Consider the following 18230-nt stretch of genomic DNA (forward strand, 5'->3'; position numbering starts at 1 on the left):
CCCTTAAGTTAAGCAAAAGATTCTGATCTCACCATAAATAAGATAATTTGATATCGCTGAGCTAGATTTGCACGCTACAACTCATTTCAAATATTTTCTGCTTCGTATTCCTTAATTGCTTCTTTGGCAATACGAAAACTATCCACAGCTGCGGGTACGCCACAGTAAATCGCGACTTGTAGCAATACTTCACGAATTTTTTCTTTGGGCACACCATTACGTAGCGCGCCCTTCACATGCAGTTTTAATTCATGTGGCCGATTCAGTGCAGAAATCATCGCCAGATTAATCAAACTTCTTTCTGGCTTCGACAGTTCTTCTCGCCCCCAAACTGCACCCCAGCAATACTCAGTAACGAGTTCCTGCAACGGCAGATTAAAATCGTCTGCATTATTGATCGAATTGTTGACGTATTCTTCGCCCAAGACTTGTTTACGAATACTTAAACCCTTCTCAAATCTGTCATTGCTCATCATAATCCTCCAAATAGTGTGTACTTGATTTCAAGATAATCTTCGATGCCATATTTTGAGCCTTCACGCCCCAGACCAGAATGCTTGATTCCACCAAAAGGTGCAACTTCATTTGAAATCAGTCCTTTATTGATGCCCACCATACCGTATTCAAGCTGTTCGCTCATCCGCCATGCACGACCTAAATCGCGTGTATAACAATAGGCTGCAAGACCAAATTCGGTATCATTGGCCATCTGAATTGCTTGCTGTTCTGTGTCGAATTTGAAAATTGCAGCTAATGGGCCAAAGGTTTCCTGCGTTGCAACCATCATTTCAGTATTGGCATCAGCAATCAGCGTCGGTTCAAAAAATAATTCGCCTGTGGCATGTACTTGACCACCTGTAATCAATCGACCATTTTTGCTCAGTGCATCTTCGATATGAGATTGTACTTTTGCTACTGCCTGTGCATTAATCAAAGGACCGATTTCACTGCCCGCCTCAAGCCCGTTTCCTATTTTGAGACTTTCAATTTTGGCTTTAAACACCTGAATGAACTTTTCATAAACACCAGATTGAACCAAGAAACGGTTGACACATACACAGGTTTGTCCTGCATTTCTGAATTTTGCAATAAGCGCGCCTTCAACCGCTGCTTCGATATCTGCATCATCAAACACAATAAATGGTGCATTGCCGCCCAGTTCAAGCGAGACTTTTTTCAGAGTTTTTGCAGATTTTTCCAGTAAAAGTTTGCCAATCGGGGTTGAGCCAGTAAAAGTGAACTTACGTACATGATCGCTGGCAAAAATCGCATCACCAATCTGAGCTGCATCACCCGTCACCACACTCATTATTTCCGCAGGTATTCCTGCCTGTATCGCCAAATCAGCCAATGCCAATGCTGTAAATGGCGTTTCAGGTGCTGGTTTTACAATACATGGGCAGCCTGCCGCCAATGCTGGCGCCACTTTTCGGGTAATCATGGCAGCAGGGAAATTCCAAGGTGTAATTGCAGCCACCACGCCAATCGGCTGTTTGTTGACCACAATTCGTGCATCTGGATAAGGGCTTGGAATGATGTCGCCATAGATACGTTTGGCTTCTTCTGCAAACCATTCTATAAAGCTTGCCGCATAGATGATTTCACCTTTTGCTTCGTTAAATGGTTTCCCCTGCTCAGTTGTCAGAATTTCTGCAAGAACATCAAGATTGAGTAAAATCAGGTCATACCATTTTTTGAGTAAAGCTGATCTTTCCTTTGCTGTCTTTGTTTTCCACATTTCCCACGACGCATAAGCCGCTTCAATCGCGCGCTCTGTTTCAGCCCGCCCCATATTGGGAACATATCCAATCAATTCTTGGGTGGCAGGATTAAAAATGGGCGTTTTTTCAGCATTATCGGCATCGCACCATTGTCCAGCGACTAAAGCTTTCTGCCGAAATAAAGGCTGTTGTTGAAGATCCATGTTTGCCGATCCTATTCAATCTTAATGTATAGACAGGCTATAAAAATTCACGCTATAACCTGGATGAGTAATGGATACCATATCTTACACATATGGTATACCATAAAAATAGTGAAAAATTTTTGAGCACTTCTGCTCATGAATATGATTGCTTAGAAATAATAGAACAAGGTCAAATTCAGTAATCGGTTCGACTTGGTTACATTATCTCCTTGCGCCAGTGAGGTCGAATCACCACCAATAAATGGATCATTTTTGCTGATAATATATTCAGCAATTAACGACACTTTTTTATAATCAAATGAAGCACCTAGAAAGTTACGTGTCGAGTTCTTATACCCGTCTGCATCTTTGATATAGCTGGTATAGGCGGCGTAAGGTGTAATATTAATGCCTTTATACACATCTTTAAAGGTATAACGAACATCAGCGGTATAGAACTGGCCTTTATTGGCGACATAATATTCACCGTCATAAGAGCCCATCACCGAATAATCAGGATGCAATGCATCTTTATTGGTCACGTCATTTTGACCACCCGTGAAACTTAACGCCAAATCTTTGTAATTTAACCCCGTAAATAAAGCCCAAGTTTTACGATTGCCATCCAAACCTGTGGTTTTATTTTCAACGTCAGAATACCAGTAAGAGCCGCCAACATTCATACTCATATCGGGTGACAGTTTAATATCCTGGCTCACCCGCGCAATCCACATATTTTTTTCATTTAATGTCGATTGAGTGGGATCGCTGGTTTTTACAAAGTTTGCAGTATAGCGCGCCGAATCACGGCTATCGCCCGTATAGTTTCCACCATCGGTTGCAAAGTAGCCTAGATCAATTTTGGTCGAACCGATTTCATGATGATAATTTGCGCCCAAATTATGTGCATCTTCCAGCCCCATGGTGTTATTAATCCCACCATAGAGTGAGCTTTCCCAAAAACGGCCAATGCCAAATGGAACAGGTTGTAAACCTAGAGTCAGTGTCTGCTTGTCAGTAAAACGATATCCTGCATAGGCATCGACCAATGTTGAGAAATCACATAAGGTACTGTACTGATAACAGCGATACTCGGCATGACCAAACCATTGGGGCGAATCATAATCCAGTGCCAACTTTGCAGCATTGAACTGAAGTTTGTGATCGTTATCCGATCCGTAGTTTTTATCCTGATAGTTGGCACGCACATAGCCCGAGATGGTTAATGCACCCGTATCCGTTTTTGCATCACCAAACGTAAGACCTGCAAAACATGGTACAGCGATTGACGTACTGATCAGCCCCACGCAAATGCTTAAATATTGCTTCTTCATCACTTTTTCTCACTTTTCATTTTGGCTTAGCATTTTTTGGTGGAAACACTGTAGTTACGCGCAGTCACTTTAGACTGGTTAAATACAAAGTAAATAATGGCAGTTACAATAATGCCCACAATCCATGAGATGTCGACATCCTGTATGACATTGGCCCATCGTCCTGTAAAAAACGAATTGGTAAGAAATGGAATTTGAACCACAATTCCGACAAAGTACGTCACCAATGTTTTCATGTTGTACTTACCATACTGGCCACCATGTTCATCAAAAATTGAAGCAATGTCGTACTGCATCTTATTGATGTAATAGAAATCCATCAGGTTGATCACCACCCAAGGCACCAAAATGAAAAGCAAAGCAAAAATGAAGTTGAGGAAATAGCTGATAAAGCTGCTTGAGGCCCAAAGTGCTGTACTGGTTGCAAGAATGAGCACAAAAATCGAGAGAATAATACGTGTCGATTTGGTTGGAATCCACTTGCCCGCAAATGTTTGAATCGCGGTAATAAATGAAAGCGAAGCACCATAAAGATTCATGGCATTGTGTCCGATGATATTGCATAAAAACAAAATCATCAGCACCATACCAAAACCACCTGTGGCGGTTTTCACGGCTTCCATGGCATCACTGATCGTAAACAAACTCACAGCAAGCATACCAAAACAAAACGCGACGACCGTACCTAAAGCTGCACCCAGATAGGTATAAATAAACGGTTTGAAGATTCCAATCTCTTTAGGCAAATAACGTGAATAGTCTGAGGTGTATGGCGAGAAACTGATTTGCCAGATCGCACACACACAGAACATTGCAAACCAGCCTTTTAAGTTAAAGGAGCCTTTTGCCAATACATCTGCCGTGACATGTGGAATCATGAGTACAAAGCCAATGAGCAAAGCACCACCCATAAACCATGTCCCAATCTTGTTAAACTTATGAATAAAATGATAACCAATAATACCGATCAGTGTCGCTGTAATCGCGCCGATTACAGTCGCTGTCGGTACTGGGATGGCAGGAATCACGGTATGCAGCGTTTTCCCTGACAAAATAATGTTTGAAGTGAAAAAACCCAGATAGATAAAGGTGGTGAAGATCACGACCAGTAAAGCACCATAACGTCCAAACTGTGCACGACTTTGGATCATTTGTGGAATGCCCACCTGCGGCCCCTGTGCAGAGGTCAAGGCCAAAATAGAGGCACCAAAGAAGTGACCGAAAATAATTGCGGTCAATGCACTCATGATATTCAGGTGAAAAGTTTGTACAGACATCGCACCTGTAATAACAGCCAGAGGTGCAATATTGGTACAAAACCACAATGTAAATAAATCTTTGACATGACCGTTACGTTGAGAGGCATCAACATAATCGATACTGTTGCTTTCTATTTCAAACGCTTTGTTTGATGTTGCATTTTGACTCATTTCCTTAGTCTCACTTTTAAGACAACTGACCCAGATGACAATTCCAATCATTCTTGATAGGAATTTTTTATTCCTTTAATTCAAAGCAATTTTTAGACCATTTTTTATGCGGATTTTAAAAATTTCTTTAAATGAAGGAGGTCATCTTTACGCTTCCTTTTCAACAGCTAAAAATGGTGATTAAGTTCAATGGAGTTTTCAGTGTTTTGTTTTTAAATATTTTTTATTCAAAATAAAACCTAGCCAAACCAATCTCGACATCGAGTTCAGCTAAAGAAAATCCATTTTCTTTCGTTAATCCATTTATTTAATTTACTTGAATAATCAAATAAATTTACGATATCAAAATTACTTTTATTGGATGGCCTATCTCATAACAAAAGGGTCATCAATTGGCTGATCTGACATTCGAAGCCAAACTGTTTTTGTGGTGGTATATTCAAGTGCAGCACTCAAACCACCTTCACGTCCATGCCCTGAAAGTCCATAGCCACCAAATGGCGCCAATGGAGAAACGACCCGATAAGTATTGAGCCAGACAATTCCTGATCGAATGGCACGGGTCATACGATGTGCACGGGTCAAATTACTGGTAAACACACCAGACGCTAAACCATAAGGCGTACTATTGGCTTTCTGAATTGCTTCTGCTTCAGTACTAAAAGTATCAACCGATAACACCGGACCAAATAGCTCGGTATGAATGCTTTGAGCATCAGAAACACCACTGCAATCCAGAATGGTCGGTGGATAGTAGTAACCTGCACCGTCACAAACCTGACCACCAGTGATCAGTTTTGCACCTTGTTCAACTGAACGCTGCACCACTTGCTGGATTTTTTCACGTTGCTTGAGGGTACACAGTGGGCCGTATTCGGTTTGCATATCATCGGGTAAGCCCATCTTGATACTTTGAACACGTTCAGCCAAACGCTGTAAAAATTCATCTTTGATACTTTCTTCAATCAAAAGACGTGAACCCGCTACACAACTTTGGCCTGTTGCGGCAAAAATTGCTGCAATCTGCGCATTCAATGCACTATTAATATCCGTATCTGCAAACACAATAAACGGAGATTTACCACCAAGCTCAAGTGAAACCTTTGCCAGATTTTCTGCACTGTTACGCACAATATGTTTGGCTGTTTCTGGGCCACCCGTAAATGCAATATGGGCAACTTTAGGATGTGCACTTAATACTGCACCGCATTCTGGCCCAAAGCCTGTAATCACATTGACCACACCAGCAGGAAAGCCTGCTTCATCAATCAATTTGGCAAATTCAAGCAAAGGGGCTGGTGCTTCTTCAGAAGCTTTAAGCACGACGGTGCAACCTGCAGCCAGTGCCGGGCCAACTTTAACCGCAGACAAAAATAATTGACTGTTCCACGGTACAATCGCCGCAACCACACCCACTGGCTCACGTACCAGCCATGCCTGCATATCTGGCTTATCGACAGGAATAAAGCTGCCTTCAATCTTGTCGGCGAGTCCTGCATAATAGCGATAATACTCTGCCACATAGGCAATCTGGCTGGAGGTTTCACGAATAATCTTGCCGGTATCTGTGGTTTCTAAAGCCGCAAGTCGTGGCGCAGATTTTTCAACGAGGTCAGCAAGTTTATACAGTAATTTGCCACGCTGGGAAGCTGTCAATCCAGACCAGCTTGAATCATAAAATGCCTGCTCAGCGGCATCTACAGCACGATTGACCTGATCTGTACGTGCTTCTGGCATTTTTGCCCAGATTTCACCTGTGGCAGGATTGATGCTGTCAAATTGCGCAGCGCCATCCTCAAATTTTCCATTAATATACAGCTGAAATTGTTGCATGACGGCGATCCACTTTTGATTCAGAAAATGCTGGCATGACTTCATTAATCATACGTTCAAGAGAGGCTTTCTTACGTTCAAAACTCATTCCAGTATCAATCCAGAATGAATACTCGTCATAGCCCATCGCTTCATAGGCTTTTAAACGATCAATCACTTCTTGTGCCTGACCAATCACGTTATTTTTACGCATGGCTTCAGGCGTATAAAAAGGATGTGCTGCAATTTCTTCATCAGACAGTGGCGCAATCAAACCTTGGTTAATTTCACGTTCATTTTTAAACCATGCACCGAAATAGTTGTAGAACACATTCATTTCATTGGCAGCAACTTGAGCATCTTCTTCGCTATCTGCCACATAGGTATGGCGTAGCAACATGATTTCAGGGCGTTCAATATCCTGAAACTTTTCACATGCACTGTTGAAATGTCCCATCAATTTTTCGACTTCTTCATCACCGAGATGAAGCGGTGTGACCTGTACATTACAACCATTTTGCACAGCAAATTCATGACTGTTTGGATCGCGTGCTGCTACCCAGATTGGTGGATTCGGCTGCTGTAAAGGTTGAGGTGCAGATGTGGTTTTTGGAAACTGCCAAAACTCACCGTTGTGTTCGTAATCACCTTTCCATAAGTTTTTAATGGCTGGAATCATTTCACGTAAACGCTGACCTGCACTCCATGCATCCATACCTGGCACCATACGCTCATATTCAAATGAGTACGCGCCACGCGCAATCCCGATATCGAGACGGCCGTTACTAATGATATCAGTCATAGCCGCTTCACCAGCTAGCTTGATTGGATGCCAAAATGGTGCAACCACGGTGCCTGTACCCAAACGAACATGTTTAGTTTTATTGGCTAGATCAGCGATATTTAAGAAGGGGTTCGGCGCAATGGTGAAATTCATGGCATGATGCTCACCTGTCCAGATCGCATGCATACCACCACGATCTGCAATCTGACATAGCTCAATCATTTCATCGTAAAGCTGTTTCTGGGTTTGCTGATCCGAGACACGTTCCATATGTACAAATAGTGAAAAACGCATGGTTAAACTCCCTCTTTAACAATTTGACGAACTGTGCCGCTGGTATGATTACCGTAATAAACACCGTAGGTTTTCAGATAATTTTCTTTGCGATAGCGCATTAACATGCTTTGTAAGGCACTATCCGTAAAAGTAAGTTTTTCAAGATCATTTAAATCGACAAACTGACCTTTATGCGCGGTTGGAACAGGGGTATTACATAAAAATGCAATATATTGCTGCTGCGTCGTCACATCATCATAGACAGAATAGATAAAGCTGGGTGATGCCTCTGGTTGATAGGTTGCAAAGATCTTTTCCAAGGCTTTTTCTGCACCGTCTTTTTCGACCATCAAATGCGGCAAGGCCCATTTATGATCGGCTGTCTGTTCGAGCAAGATTTTATTTTCGTGCCCAATCAATGCCATCATCATGACTTTCATGCTTGAAATGACATCTGTAGAGGATTTGGCTGGCGTGAAATAAGCGCCACGATAATAACCAAGACCTGCAAAACCTGCCGAAGTAAAGTTTTCAACCTTACCAATTAAAATCGCGTGATCACCTGCATCAACCACCTGATAGGTTGTACAGTCGAACCAAGCACTGACCCCGTCAATTAATGGATTTTGATATTCACTTTTTGCCCAGACCAATTGAGCAAAGCGATCATCACTTGGACGAGCAAATATGTTGGATACATCTTTTTGTTCTTCGGCCAAAATATTAATGGCAAAGTGTGATGCATCTGCAAAGTTATGATAATTGCTTGATGTCTTGGCAATGCTGACTAAAAGCAAAGCTGGGTCCAAAGACACCGAAGCAAAAGAGTTTGCGGTGAAACCAAGTGGCGTCCCGTCATCTTTACACGTGGTCACGACCGTCACGCCTGTCATAAATGATCCAAAGGCATCACGTAGTTCACGTATTTTATTCACTGCATCCATTTCGCTCATTTCAATACTCCTTCAATCTCTGGAACAAATTAGGGGGTTGTTTCCAACCACGCTTGCATGGCTTGATTGACTTTTTCAGGCGCGGTGAGATTTACCATATGCCGTTCATTTTCAATCACAATTGCAGTGCCATGCTTGGCCTGATGTGCCATTTGTATAGTCATTTCTGCGGTTGAGTTTGGATCATCTGTTCCAGTTAATACCAATGCTGGGCACTCAATGTCTGACCAGCCATCTGCATAGACCAGATCACCTTGTGCAAAAGCACGATAGGCGGTGGTATATCCAGACATATTTACGTTTTCGAGCCATAATTTGACCCGTTCAGATGCGATTTTTTCAATTTCGCTTTGGCCAAACCAACGCTGTAATGGGGTCTCGATATCAAGATGACCCTGTTTTAACGCTTCAGCTCGTTGAATCACAGCTTCCCGAGCCGCATGGGTACGCTTGTAAACTCCATTGAGTACTGCCATACGCTTCACTAAATCTGGTCGGGTCACACTTACACCTGTGGTGATGAGTGATCCCATCGAATGTCCTGCCAGATTGACAGGTCCCAGATTTAACGTATGAATACATTCGATAGCCCAGTCTACAAAATCTTGTAACTGTGCATCGGCTGCAAGTGCAGTACTCTGCCCATGCCCTGGCATATCCAGAGAAATCACATGGTAATGTTTTGAAAAATACTCAATTTGTGGATACCATGCCTCGGCCTGCATACCCACACCGTGAATGAGAACCAGTGGTTCTCCTTCACCTTGCTCAAAATAATGAGCGGTACGATTATTTGACAGCTGCAGGGTTTTTGAGATCATGGCCTAACTCTTCTAAATCTTTATAACGATCACCAATGCGGTGATGCGGGCGACCTGCGGTTGAGGCTGCAATCACAACGACCAGTTCATCTGCAGCTGGCGCATCGGCAATCGCGAATTGAACCGTCAAATAATGTGAACGACGACCTTCATCATTTTTGTCCATCATTGGCACCAAAATCGGTGCATTTGCAGGTCCACGTGTGTTGTTAAATGCCAAGTAAGATTTCGCGCCTACTGCACTACGGTAGGTATTACCAAAATGCAGCGTATGAATGAGTGCAGAAGCATGTTCAAGTTCACCATCAAGTCCCACGACAGCAGATTTACCAAATGCTTCGACTGCTTCACCAGACCCGATTTCATCAATAATCATTTTGGTTAAGTGCTTGCTCAGCTCAGGCGCAATGCGACGGATTTCTGGAGCAAGATCTTCGACATATCCTTGTCCAGCCCATGGGTTTTTAAGCACCGCAGCAGCAGCAACCATTTTCAATGGTGTTGGGGCATCTTTACCACCATCCACATAAATTGTTTCTACATGCAATACTGTTTTTCGAATTAGGCTCACGGATTATCCTCCCTTGTTTTAAACCAATATAGAACACAATATTATGGTATACAATAGTACAGACTACTCAGATACCATTTTTTTTGCTAATATTGATGCTTATAAATGTAACTAAAAATTACACAAATAAATTTTGAGTGAGTATATGACCTTGAATCTAAAAATCGAACAGCCGCCTATTACATTAAGAGAGATGGCATTGACCAATCTGCGCAATGCCATCATTACAGGCTATTTCCCAGCTGGAAAAAGACTGGTTGAACGTGTCCTCTGTGAAGAATTAGGGGTGAGTCGGACGGTGGTACGTGAAGCGATTCGTTATCTGGAAGCAGAAGGATTAGTCGAAACTTTGCCCAATAAAGGCCCGATTGTATCGGTATTAAACTGGCACGTTGCACAGCAAATCTATGATATTCGTTTATTACTTGAACAAAGTGCAGTCGTTGACTGTACTGAAAAACTTGACGAACGAAACAGCCAGAAGCTTCAAAGCCATCTACAAAAATTGCATGACGCGTTTGAAGACGGAAAAATGCAGGATTTACTCAGTGTTTCCAGAGATCTATATCGTTTTATTTTTGAAATCGCCAATCATGACATTGCTTGGGAAGTGGTTGAGCGCCTCAATGGACGAATCAGTCGCTTACGTGCCATGACCATTAATTCACCACATCGTGCGGTATCGGGTTATGAACGCATTTGTACGATTGTTGAAGCGATTTTAAAAAAGGATACCAATGCAGCCAAAGCAGCCGTTGCTGCACATCTACAAGAAGCGTCGACAATCGCCAAGCAAATTCTTGAAAATCAAACACAAGATGATTAAATTTAAGGAGTTATAGATGACAGCTTACTGGATCGCACACGTTACTATCCATGATATGCAGCAATATCAGGAATATATGAAACTTGCCCCTGCGGCTTTTCAAAAATATGGTGCAAAGTTTTTGGCACGCGGAGGTGAATCTGTTTGTGTAGAAGGACAAGCTTATCAGCGTCATGTCATTATTGAATTTCCAGATCTGGCGACTGCACAGCAATGTTATGACTCAGAAGAATATAAACAGGCGCGTTTAGCCCGTGAAGGATGTGCCGATGTGATGATCAGCTTCGTGGAAGGCTTGCCAACAAACTAATATAAAACCCAAATGCCAATCAAAAAAAGGACAAATATATTGGGCAGATATTTGTCCAAAAGCGAGTCAATCGCGTTCATCATTTTAATGGGGAAGTGATGAACGCTTTCAATGACCTTCCCGCGTTACAACAACGTATTGATTCCAGCGATTTTTCCATCAAACTCCTGTATCGCATCTTGTAAGACGCCCCATAAATAAAGTACGGCTGCACGATCACACAAAATATTAAACTTCTGGATACTTGGATCACTGACATTCACGACAATGGCATTAATGCGTCCGACAGAGGTTTGCGCAATTTGTCCCACCTGAAATACGTTAAGTCGCATGTCTACAGCACATAACTTTGCCATGACCTCAGCAATAGGCGCACCTGTTAATTGAATCCATGCATGACTATCTTGGCGTGGGAGTAGATAATTGGCACGCTCATCCATTTGCCACCCCTGCTCTAGATGACTCACTCGCTCACCAAAATCCTGAAGCGATCCAAGTACACAATACTCGGTTAATGACAAGCGCATGACCCAGCATCCATCTTCTTGCTGTATGGCTTGATTGGGTTGCTGCGGTAATTGAAATCCATAACTGCTCAAGTAGGCAGCAGCATCTTGCTCTCTAAAGCCCACACGGGATAGATTGGTCAAATCAATCATTGTGCACTGGCTGATATTTATTGGACTGGAAGGCGTCTGATCATGTAAAAAGCGTTTTCCCAAACCAAAGCTTTGATATGCAACTTGAGATCCACCTATTTCAATGGGACTACGTTCTGCCTGATAGAGTGACTGCATGGTTAAATCTCCTGACGTCGATTTGCTGGATCATAAAATGGCGCTTTCACTACAGTGGCATGCACCATTGCGCCTTTCTCAACACGAATTGGAAATTGCTGTCCAACCTCACTTTGCCCAATTCCGACATAAGCCATTCCAATAATTTTATCGAGCGTAGGTGAGTATTCACATGAGGTGATATTTCCAGAAATATCCTCACCCTCAAGCACAATATGCCCTTCTAAAGGTTTTTCCTGTGATTTATCCAGTACAAATGACACCAATTTACGCTTCAAGGGTTGCTGCTCAAGGATTGCAATCGAACGCTTACCCACAAACCAAGGTTTGTTTCTGGCAACGGCCCAACCTAGATCAACCTCCTGCGGATGAGTCATGCCATCGGTATCCTGACTAATGATGATATGACCTTTTTCCAGACGTAACAGACGCTGACTCTCTACACCAAAAGGTTTGATATCAAATGCCTGACCAGCCTGCATCAGGTGATTCCACATAAACTCGCCATAGCGTGCAGGAAAGTGGATTTCATAACCCAGCTCGCCGACAAATCCAACCCGTAAGATACGCACAGGAATGCCCTGTATACTTCCTTCTCTTACGCCTAAATATGAAAATGCTGCATTTGACAAATCAACATCGTGACACACTTTTTGCATCACGGCGCGTGACTGTGGGCCTGCGATATTTACCGCAGCTAATGCAGTGGTCACATTGGTAATATCCAGATTTAAACGCCACTGGGCATTCCATTTCAGCATTTGTTGGTAAATACGGTCGACACCACTGGTGGTGGCGGTCACATAAAAGTGATGCTCACTCAAGCGTGCGGCAACACCGTCATCAATCACCACACCGTGCTCATTTGACATCACGGCATAGCGAGTTTTTCCCACTGGCAACTTTGTAAAGCCAAAGGTATAGAGTCGATTGATGAATTCGGCGCTATCTGGCCCACGAATTTCAAGCCCGCCCAGTGTAGAAACGTCAATCATGCCCACTTGATTGCGTACATGTTTCACTTCATTTTCAATATGTTGTAATCGATGTGCCGCATCACCATAAAAGGCTGGTCGTTGCCAATTTCCTGCTGGCATCATGGTAGCACCCGCTTCGACATGCTGTGCATGCATTGGGGTTTGGCGATACGGATCAAAACTACGCCCTGCCACATGCGCCAGTTTTTCCACAGTAAATGGAGGTCGGGCTGTGGTCACACCTGTTTCACTCACACTGCGTTGGGTCGATTTTGCCACCAGACGTGCGGTGGGCAATGCCGAATGCCGACCTTGCGATGGCCCCATGCCAACGGTAGAGAAACGCTTTACCAGTTGTACATCGCGGTAACCACTTTTGGTGGCATTCACGATATCTCGAATTTGTAAATCTTCATCAAAATCGACAAACTCTTTGCCTTTAGGATGAGCAAAAATTGGCCAAGGAAAGTTGACTGGATTGTTCTTTAATACAGTATTTGAAGAGGATTGAACATTAAGCGGCTGCCCTAAAGCATGCTGTGCAGCCAGTGTGCCCGTATATTTCGCATGCTCCACCACCTGCTCAATGGCATGTATACCCTCGACTGAACCTGTAACATGTAAACCTTGAGGTAAGCCTGAAAGATGAAACTCAGCTTTTTGATCGTTATAACTCAGCTTTCCACCTGCCTGACAGAGCAGTTGATACACGGGCATATAACCAGAAGACATACACAGTACATCGCAATCCAGCTTTTTGGCGTCTTCAGCCACTTGACCTTCAGAGACGATTTTTCGGATATCAACGCCATGAACGCGATGCATGGTTTTGTCATGCAAAGCTTCAAAGACAGTACTGCCCAGATAGCAGGCCACATTTTTAGCCTTGACTGCACCGTAAGCCTCTTTATTGCTTGGAATTTCACGTAAATCGACCACCGCAACCACGTCTATGCCTGCTTCAAGCATGTCCAGTGCTGCCAAATAACCATCATCATGACCAGTCAAAATGACAACTTTTTGGCCAGGTTTAACTGCATATAATTTAATAAGACGTTGTACTGCGCTGGTTAGAATCACCCCTGGCAAATCGTTATTTCTAAAGATTACGGGTTGATCAAAGCTACCACTGGCCACAATACATTGCTTGGCGCGCACTTTATACATGCGCTTGCCCTGAATCACAGGCAAATAATGGTCGGTAAACCATGCATTACAGACTGCCTGCGTCATGACTTGAATGTTGGCATGTGCAGTGACGGCGTTCACCAGTTGCTCACGTAGCTGATCGGCCACCACTCCTTCAACATCAAAGCGTGCATAATTTAGACTGCCGCCCAACAATTTCTCTTGCTCGACCAAGAGTACCTTGGCGCCTTGTTCGGCAGCAGACAATGCCGCCTGCAAACCTGCTGGCCCGCCGCCGACCACGACCACATCGTGAAACAGATAGGCTTTGTCGTAATATTCTGGTTCAAAATTCAAATCCAGAACACCCAAACCTGCTTTTTTACGAATTAGCGGTTCCCATAGTTTCCACACGCCTTTTGGTTTGTAAAATGCACGGTAGTAAAAGCCGACTGGCATAAATTTAGAAAACTTACCTAGAAAGGCATCAGAATCCTTCAATAACGAGCCTGAAAAGTTTTGTCCAGCGGCACGTAATTGCGGTTGAATCTCTGTGGTATCTGCCAAAACATTGGCTTCTTCTGGAAGCTGAATAAGGGTATTGGCATCTTGTCCAGCCATGGTCAATGGCGCACGTGGACGATGATATTTAAAAGAGCGCGACATGACCCAGCGCTGATTAGCAATTAAGGCACTGGCAATCGTATCGCCTGCAAAGCCTTGATATTTTTGCTGATCAAATTCAAACTCAATCACTTGGGTACGATCAATCATACTGCCATAAGGATGTGGGAGTCGTTGTAAAACTGAATTGCTCATGTGAAAGACTCCTTCACTGGTTCAGATGATGAACTGTTTTTTACGGCAGAAAAGTCAACGCGCTGATCAAAAATTTCCTTAGGATCAAAGGTTCTTATAATTTCATCGGTCACGGTATGTCTTTGTGCAATGAACCAATAACTGCTCGGGGTATGCATCCACCACTCCAAGACCACACCAGCAATATTGTCGGTATTAAATACATAATCTGCCCACTCCAGATCACTACACGTATTCTGATCCGGCATGTCTTTAAACTCACCACCATAGGTAAATTCGCTGATATTTCGTGGCCCATTTAAAGGACAATGCATAATTTTCATTTCATATTCTCCTTAATGGCTCGCCGCAGTTGCGCCCATTTCATTAACTTGTTGAAAACGACTAAAGCGCGACAGCTCAAATGGCTTGATCAAATCTGGCGTACGCCCCGTTGCGACCAGCTCTGCCATGGTTTTGCCGCAAATTGGTGTCGATTTAAAGCCCCAAGTGCCCCAACCTGCATCCAGATAATAGTTGTCATACGGCGATTTCCCCATAATCGGACTATAATCTGGCGTCATATCGGTCATTCCCGCCCATTGACGCATCAGCTTGACATTGGCCATAAACGGAAACATTTCAATCGCATGGGCAAGCAGGCTTTCTTTTAAATCTAAGGTTGAGCGTGTGTTGTACAACGGATACGGGTCTGATCCCCCACCAAACACAATTTCTCCCCGACTGGTTTGCTGCACATAACAATGTAGCGCAGAAGAACTTACCAGCGGATTGATAAATGGCTTAAACGGTTGTGACACCATGGCCTGTAAAGGATAGGTATGAATCGGCGCGCGGATCTTGAGCTTATTCATTAAAATGGAAGATGCGCCCGCAATCGCCTGAACCACACAACCACATTGCACCATACCTCGATTGGTTTTGACTGCTGTGACCTTATTGCCTTGCACCACAAAATCTTGAACTTCGGTGAGCTGATGAATTTCCACACCACGCTTTGCCGCTTCTTTGGCATATCCCCACGCGACGGCGTCATGACGTGCAGTCGCACCATCGATATGCCACAACCCAGCCAATACAGGTAAATGCGCAGGATCCAGATTGAGACATGGCACCAGTTCCTTAATTTGCTTTCGATCAATCATTTCGGTGCGGCCACCGAAATGCTTGTTGACTTCTGCACGCTGGCGAAATGCTCGAACTGTCGAATCTGTATGCGCCAAGGTCAATTGACCACGCTCGGAGTACATAATGTTAAAATCAAATTCATTTGATAGATTTTTAAACATTCGAACCGACTCGGCATAAAACTTCACACCGTCGGAAGTCAGATAATTGGAACGAATCACTGCGGTATTACGTGCCGTATTGCCGCCGCCCAAATATGATTTTTCCAGTACCGCTACATTACTGATGCCATGATATTTCGATAAATAGTAGGCAATCGCCAAACCATGTCCACCTCCACCAATAATCACAACGTCATAATGAGACTTAAGTTCCTTGGGTGGTGGCAAATCCACTTCCACAGGATACTCATCACTTAATCCATACTTCAGCAGACTCAAAGGCATGGTGTATTTCTCCGCGGCGTGTCATAACGCCTTTTCATCATTTATATTTGTGGATGCTGCAAACGTACCGCCTGCAAGGTATTTTTCATCAAATACGCAATGGTCATTGGGCCAACACCACCAGGTACAGGCGTAATCGCACTGACCATTGGCAAGGCATCTTCAAAATCGACATCACCCACCAAGCGTGTTTTTTCATGTGTCATAATTCGATTAATGCCCACATCAATCACTACGGCATCGGCTTTTAAATACGATGCGTTAATCATATTGGCTTTGCCCACAGCCGCCACCACAATGTCAGCCTGTTGACAGACCTGCTCAATGTTTCGGGTCTTGGAATGAACCACTGTAACTGTACAGCTCTCTTTAAGCAGTAATGCCGCCATCGGTTTACCTACAATGTTAGAGCGCCCAATCACGACCGCATGTAAACCACTTAAATCATCACCCAAGCTGTCCTTAAGTAAACGAATACAGCCGGTTGGTGTACATGGTGTCAAAACATCACGTCCTTGACTTAGTCCCCCCACGTTTTCACTGTGAAAACCATCCACATCTTTTTGAGGGTGAATCCGTTCAAGTACGCGGGTTTCATTGATCTGTTTGGGTAAAGGTAACTGCACCAAAATGCCATGTACGCCGCGCTCTGTATTTAGCCGATCAATTTGCGTAAGCAGTTCATCTTCACTCAGGTCAGCATCGAAGCGAAATTCGAGTGAACGAATCCCAACAAATGCCGCTTTTTGAACTTTATTACGCACATACACCTGACTTGCTGGGTCTTCTCCAACCAGTACAACGGCCAGACATGGCTCGATGCCTTGAGCTTTATAACGCTCAACTTCTAGCTTGACTTCCTCAAGTACGCTTTGAGCAATGGCTTTACCATCAATAATTTTGGGACTGTGCTGTTGTAATAAGGCAAGACTCATTTGAACACCACCGTACGATCATCATTCATAAAGACGCGATGCTCTACAAAGTATTTCACTGCTTTAGAAAGTGCGACGGTTTCGGTATCACGTCCCACAGAGACCAAATCATCTGGCATATAGGCATGATCTACACGTTGTACTTCCTGCTCAATAATCGGACCTTCATCTAAATCACTGGTGACAAAGTGTGCGGTCGCACCAATCAGTTTGACACCTCGTTCAAAGGCTTGATGGTAAGGTTTAGCGCCTTTGAACCCTGGCAAAAATGAATGATGAATATTGATTGCGCGTCCAGATAATTGAGTACATAAGTTATTCGATAAGATCTGCATGTAGCGCGCTAAAATCACCAGTTCAGTTTTGGTTTCATCCACGATCTTCAGCAATTCTTGTTCTTGTTGTTGCTTGGTGTCTTTACTTACGGGCAAATAAATGAAGCGAATCCCTTCGCGCTCGGCAATCGCACGTAAATCCAGATGATTCGATACAATGGCAGTAATCTGGAAATCCAGCTCACCTTTATGATGTCGATATAGCAAGTTCAATAAACAGTGATCAAATTTGCTGACCATGATCAGCACTTTCATTGGATTTTTCTTTTCGTAAAAATCTGCCTTCATTGCAAACTTGGCAGTGACATCTGCAAATTTTTCTTTGAGTAACTCTAAATCGCCCTGACCTTCATTGAAACGAAATACAATACGGCTAAAGAAACGTCCTGTAATTTCATCATCATATTGTGCCATCTCGCTAATGTAGCAATCATTTCCAGCAAGACAATTTGACACAGCAGCCACAATACCTGAGGCAGCAGGACAAGAGATTTTTAGAACATACTGATCGACAAGATCGTTAGCCATGATATTTCCTCAATGTACAGATTCAAGACACTTAGCGATGTAGTGAAAGAAATCTAAAGACATCGGTAAGTTTACTGTTAAGAAATTTATTTTCCTTTTGGTAATTTATATAAG

The 18230-nt window shown here is 43.4% G+C and carries 17 protein-coding genes; 2 read left to right on the plus strand and 15 right to left on the minus strand.

Annotation, left to right across the window (positions count from 1 at the left end; all coding sequences use genetic code 11):
* Nucleotides 1-86 precede the first annotated feature (86 nt).
* The 9 genes from F952_RS13270 to F952_RS13310 all read right to left on the minus strand — a co-directional run bounded on the left by F952_RS13270 (nt 87) and on the right by F952_RS13310 (nt 9887).
* Nucleotides 87-473, minus strand: a complete 387-nt coding sequence (locus F952_RS13270; RefSeq protein WP_004928609.1) for a carboxymuconolactone decarboxylase family protein — start codon at nt 471-473, stop codon at nt 87-89.
* Complete coding sequence (locus F952_RS13275; protein WP_004928612.1) at nt 473-1924, minus strand: NAD-dependent succinate-semialdehyde dehydrogenase; 1452 nt, start codon at nt 1922-1924, stop codon at nt 473-475. The genes F952_RS13270 and F952_RS13275 overlap by 1 nt, the downstream gene beginning before the upstream one ends.
* Nucleotides 1925-2076: 152 nt before the next feature.
* The gene (locus tag F952_RS13280) at nt 2077-3240 is read right to left on the minus strand and encodes a TonB-dependent receptor (protein ID WP_004928616.1); all 1164 of its coding nucleotides are present in this window, start codon (nt 3238-3240) and stop codon (nt 2077-2079) included.
* Nucleotides 3241-3266: 26 nt separating this feature from the next.
* Entirely contained in the window at nt 3267-4670 is a 1404-nt protein-coding gene (locus tag F952_RS13285; protein WP_011182548.1) for a purine-cytosine permease family protein, read from the minus strand.
* 366 nt (nt 4671-5036) lie between these two features.
* Nucleotides 5037-6503 carry a (Z)-2-((N-methylformamido)methylene)-5-hydroxybutyrolactone dehydrogenase gene (tgnC, locus tag F952_RS13290; protein ID WP_004928621.1) on the minus strand — a complete coding sequence of 489 codons (1467 nt, stop codon included), beginning with the start codon at nt 6501-6503 and terminating at the stop codon, nt 5037-5039.
* Nucleotides 6478-7560, minus strand: a complete 1083-nt coding sequence (gene tgnB / locus F952_RS13295) for a flavin-dependent trigonelline monooxygenase oxygenase component (RefSeq protein ID WP_004928624.1) — start codon at nt 7558-7560, stop codon at nt 6478-6480. The genes tgnC and tgnB overlap by 26 nt, the downstream gene beginning before the upstream one ends.
* 2 nt (nt 7561-7562) lie before the next feature.
* Nucleotides 7563-8495 carry a flavin-dependent trigonelline monooxygenase reductase component gene (tgnA, locus tag F952_RS13300; protein ID WP_004928626.1) on the minus strand — a complete coding sequence of 311 codons (933 nt, stop codon included), beginning with the start codon at nt 8493-8495 and terminating at the stop codon, nt 7563-7565.
* Between the two features lie 29 nt (nt 8496-8524).
* Nucleotides 8525-9316 carry a (E)-2-((N-methylformamido)methylene)succinate hydrolase gene (tgnD, locus tag F952_RS13305; protein ID WP_004928629.1) on the minus strand — a complete coding sequence of 264 codons (792 nt, stop codon included), beginning with the start codon at nt 9314-9316 and terminating at the stop codon, nt 8525-8527.
* On the minus strand, nt 9285-9887 hold the full coding sequence (locus tag F952_RS13310; protein WP_004928631.1) for an amino acid synthesis family protein: 603 nt from the start codon (nt 9885-9887) through the stop codon (nt 9285-9287). The genes tgnD and F952_RS13310 overlap by 32 nt, the downstream gene beginning before the upstream one ends.
* A 151-nt stretch (nt 9888-10038) precedes the next feature.
* Here F952_RS13310 and F952_RS13315 point away from each other — a divergent pair, with 151 nt between their 5' ends.
* Both F952_RS13315 and F952_RS13320 read left to right on the plus strand, forming a co-directional pair.
* Complete coding sequence (locus F952_RS13315) at nt 10039-10713, plus strand: GntR family transcriptional regulator (RefSeq protein WP_026056822.1); 675 nt, start codon at nt 10039-10041, stop codon at nt 10711-10713.
* A 16-nt stretch (nt 10714-10729) separates the two neighbouring features.
* On the plus strand, nt 10730-11023 hold the full coding sequence (locus F952_RS13320) for a DUF1330 domain-containing protein (RefSeq protein ID WP_004928637.1): 294 nt from the start codon (nt 10730-10732) through the stop codon (nt 11021-11023).
* 125 nt (nt 11024-11148) lie between these two features.
* Here F952_RS13320 and F952_RS13325 read toward each other — a convergent pair whose 3' ends face one another.
* Genes F952_RS13325 through purU form a run of 6 tightly spaced genes read right to left on the minus strand, consistent with a single transcriptional unit; the run spans nt 11149 to nt 18116 of the window.
* Nucleotides 11149-11820, minus strand: a complete 672-nt coding sequence (locus F952_RS13325) for a sarcosine oxidase subunit gamma (protein ID WP_004928639.1) — start codon at nt 11818-11820, stop codon at nt 11149-11151.
* 2 nt (nt 11821-11822) lie between these two features.
* Complete coding sequence (locus tag F952_RS17130; RefSeq protein WP_004928642.1) at nt 11823-14744, minus strand: FAD-dependent oxidoreductase; 2922 nt, start codon at nt 14742-14744, stop codon at nt 11823-11825.
* On the minus strand, nt 14741-15067 hold the full coding sequence (locus F952_RS13335) for a sarcosine oxidase subunit delta (RefSeq protein WP_004928646.1): 327 nt from the start codon (nt 15065-15067) through the stop codon (nt 14741-14743). The genes F952_RS17130 and F952_RS13335 overlap by 4 nt, the downstream gene beginning before the upstream one ends.
* 12 nt (nt 15068-15079) lie before the next feature.
* Entirely contained in the window at nt 15080-16318 is a 1239-nt protein-coding gene (locus F952_RS13340) for an FAD-dependent oxidoreductase (RefSeq protein WP_004928650.1), read from the minus strand.
* A 41-nt stretch (nt 16319-16359) separates the two neighbouring features.
* On the minus strand, nt 16360-17253 hold the full coding sequence (gene folD / locus F952_RS13345; protein WP_004928654.1) for a bifunctional methylenetetrahydrofolate dehydrogenase/methenyltetrahydrofolate cyclohydrolase FolD: 894 nt from the start codon (nt 17251-17253) through the stop codon (nt 16360-16362).
* Nucleotides 17250-18116: a formyltetrahydrofolate deformylase gene (gene purU, locus F952_RS13350; RefSeq protein ID WP_004928657.1), complete on the minus strand. Its 867-nt coding sequence runs from the start codon at nt 18114-18116 to the stop codon at nt 17250-17252. Before purU ends, folD begins: the two co-directional genes overlap by 4 nt.
* Nucleotides 18117-18230 lie beyond the last annotated feature (114 nt).

Source organism: Acinetobacter baylyi DSM 14961 = CIP 107474, from assembly GCF_000368685.1.
Taxonomy (GTDB): domain Bacteria; phylum Pseudomonadota; class Gammaproteobacteria; order Pseudomonadales; family Moraxellaceae; genus Acinetobacter; species Acinetobacter baylyi.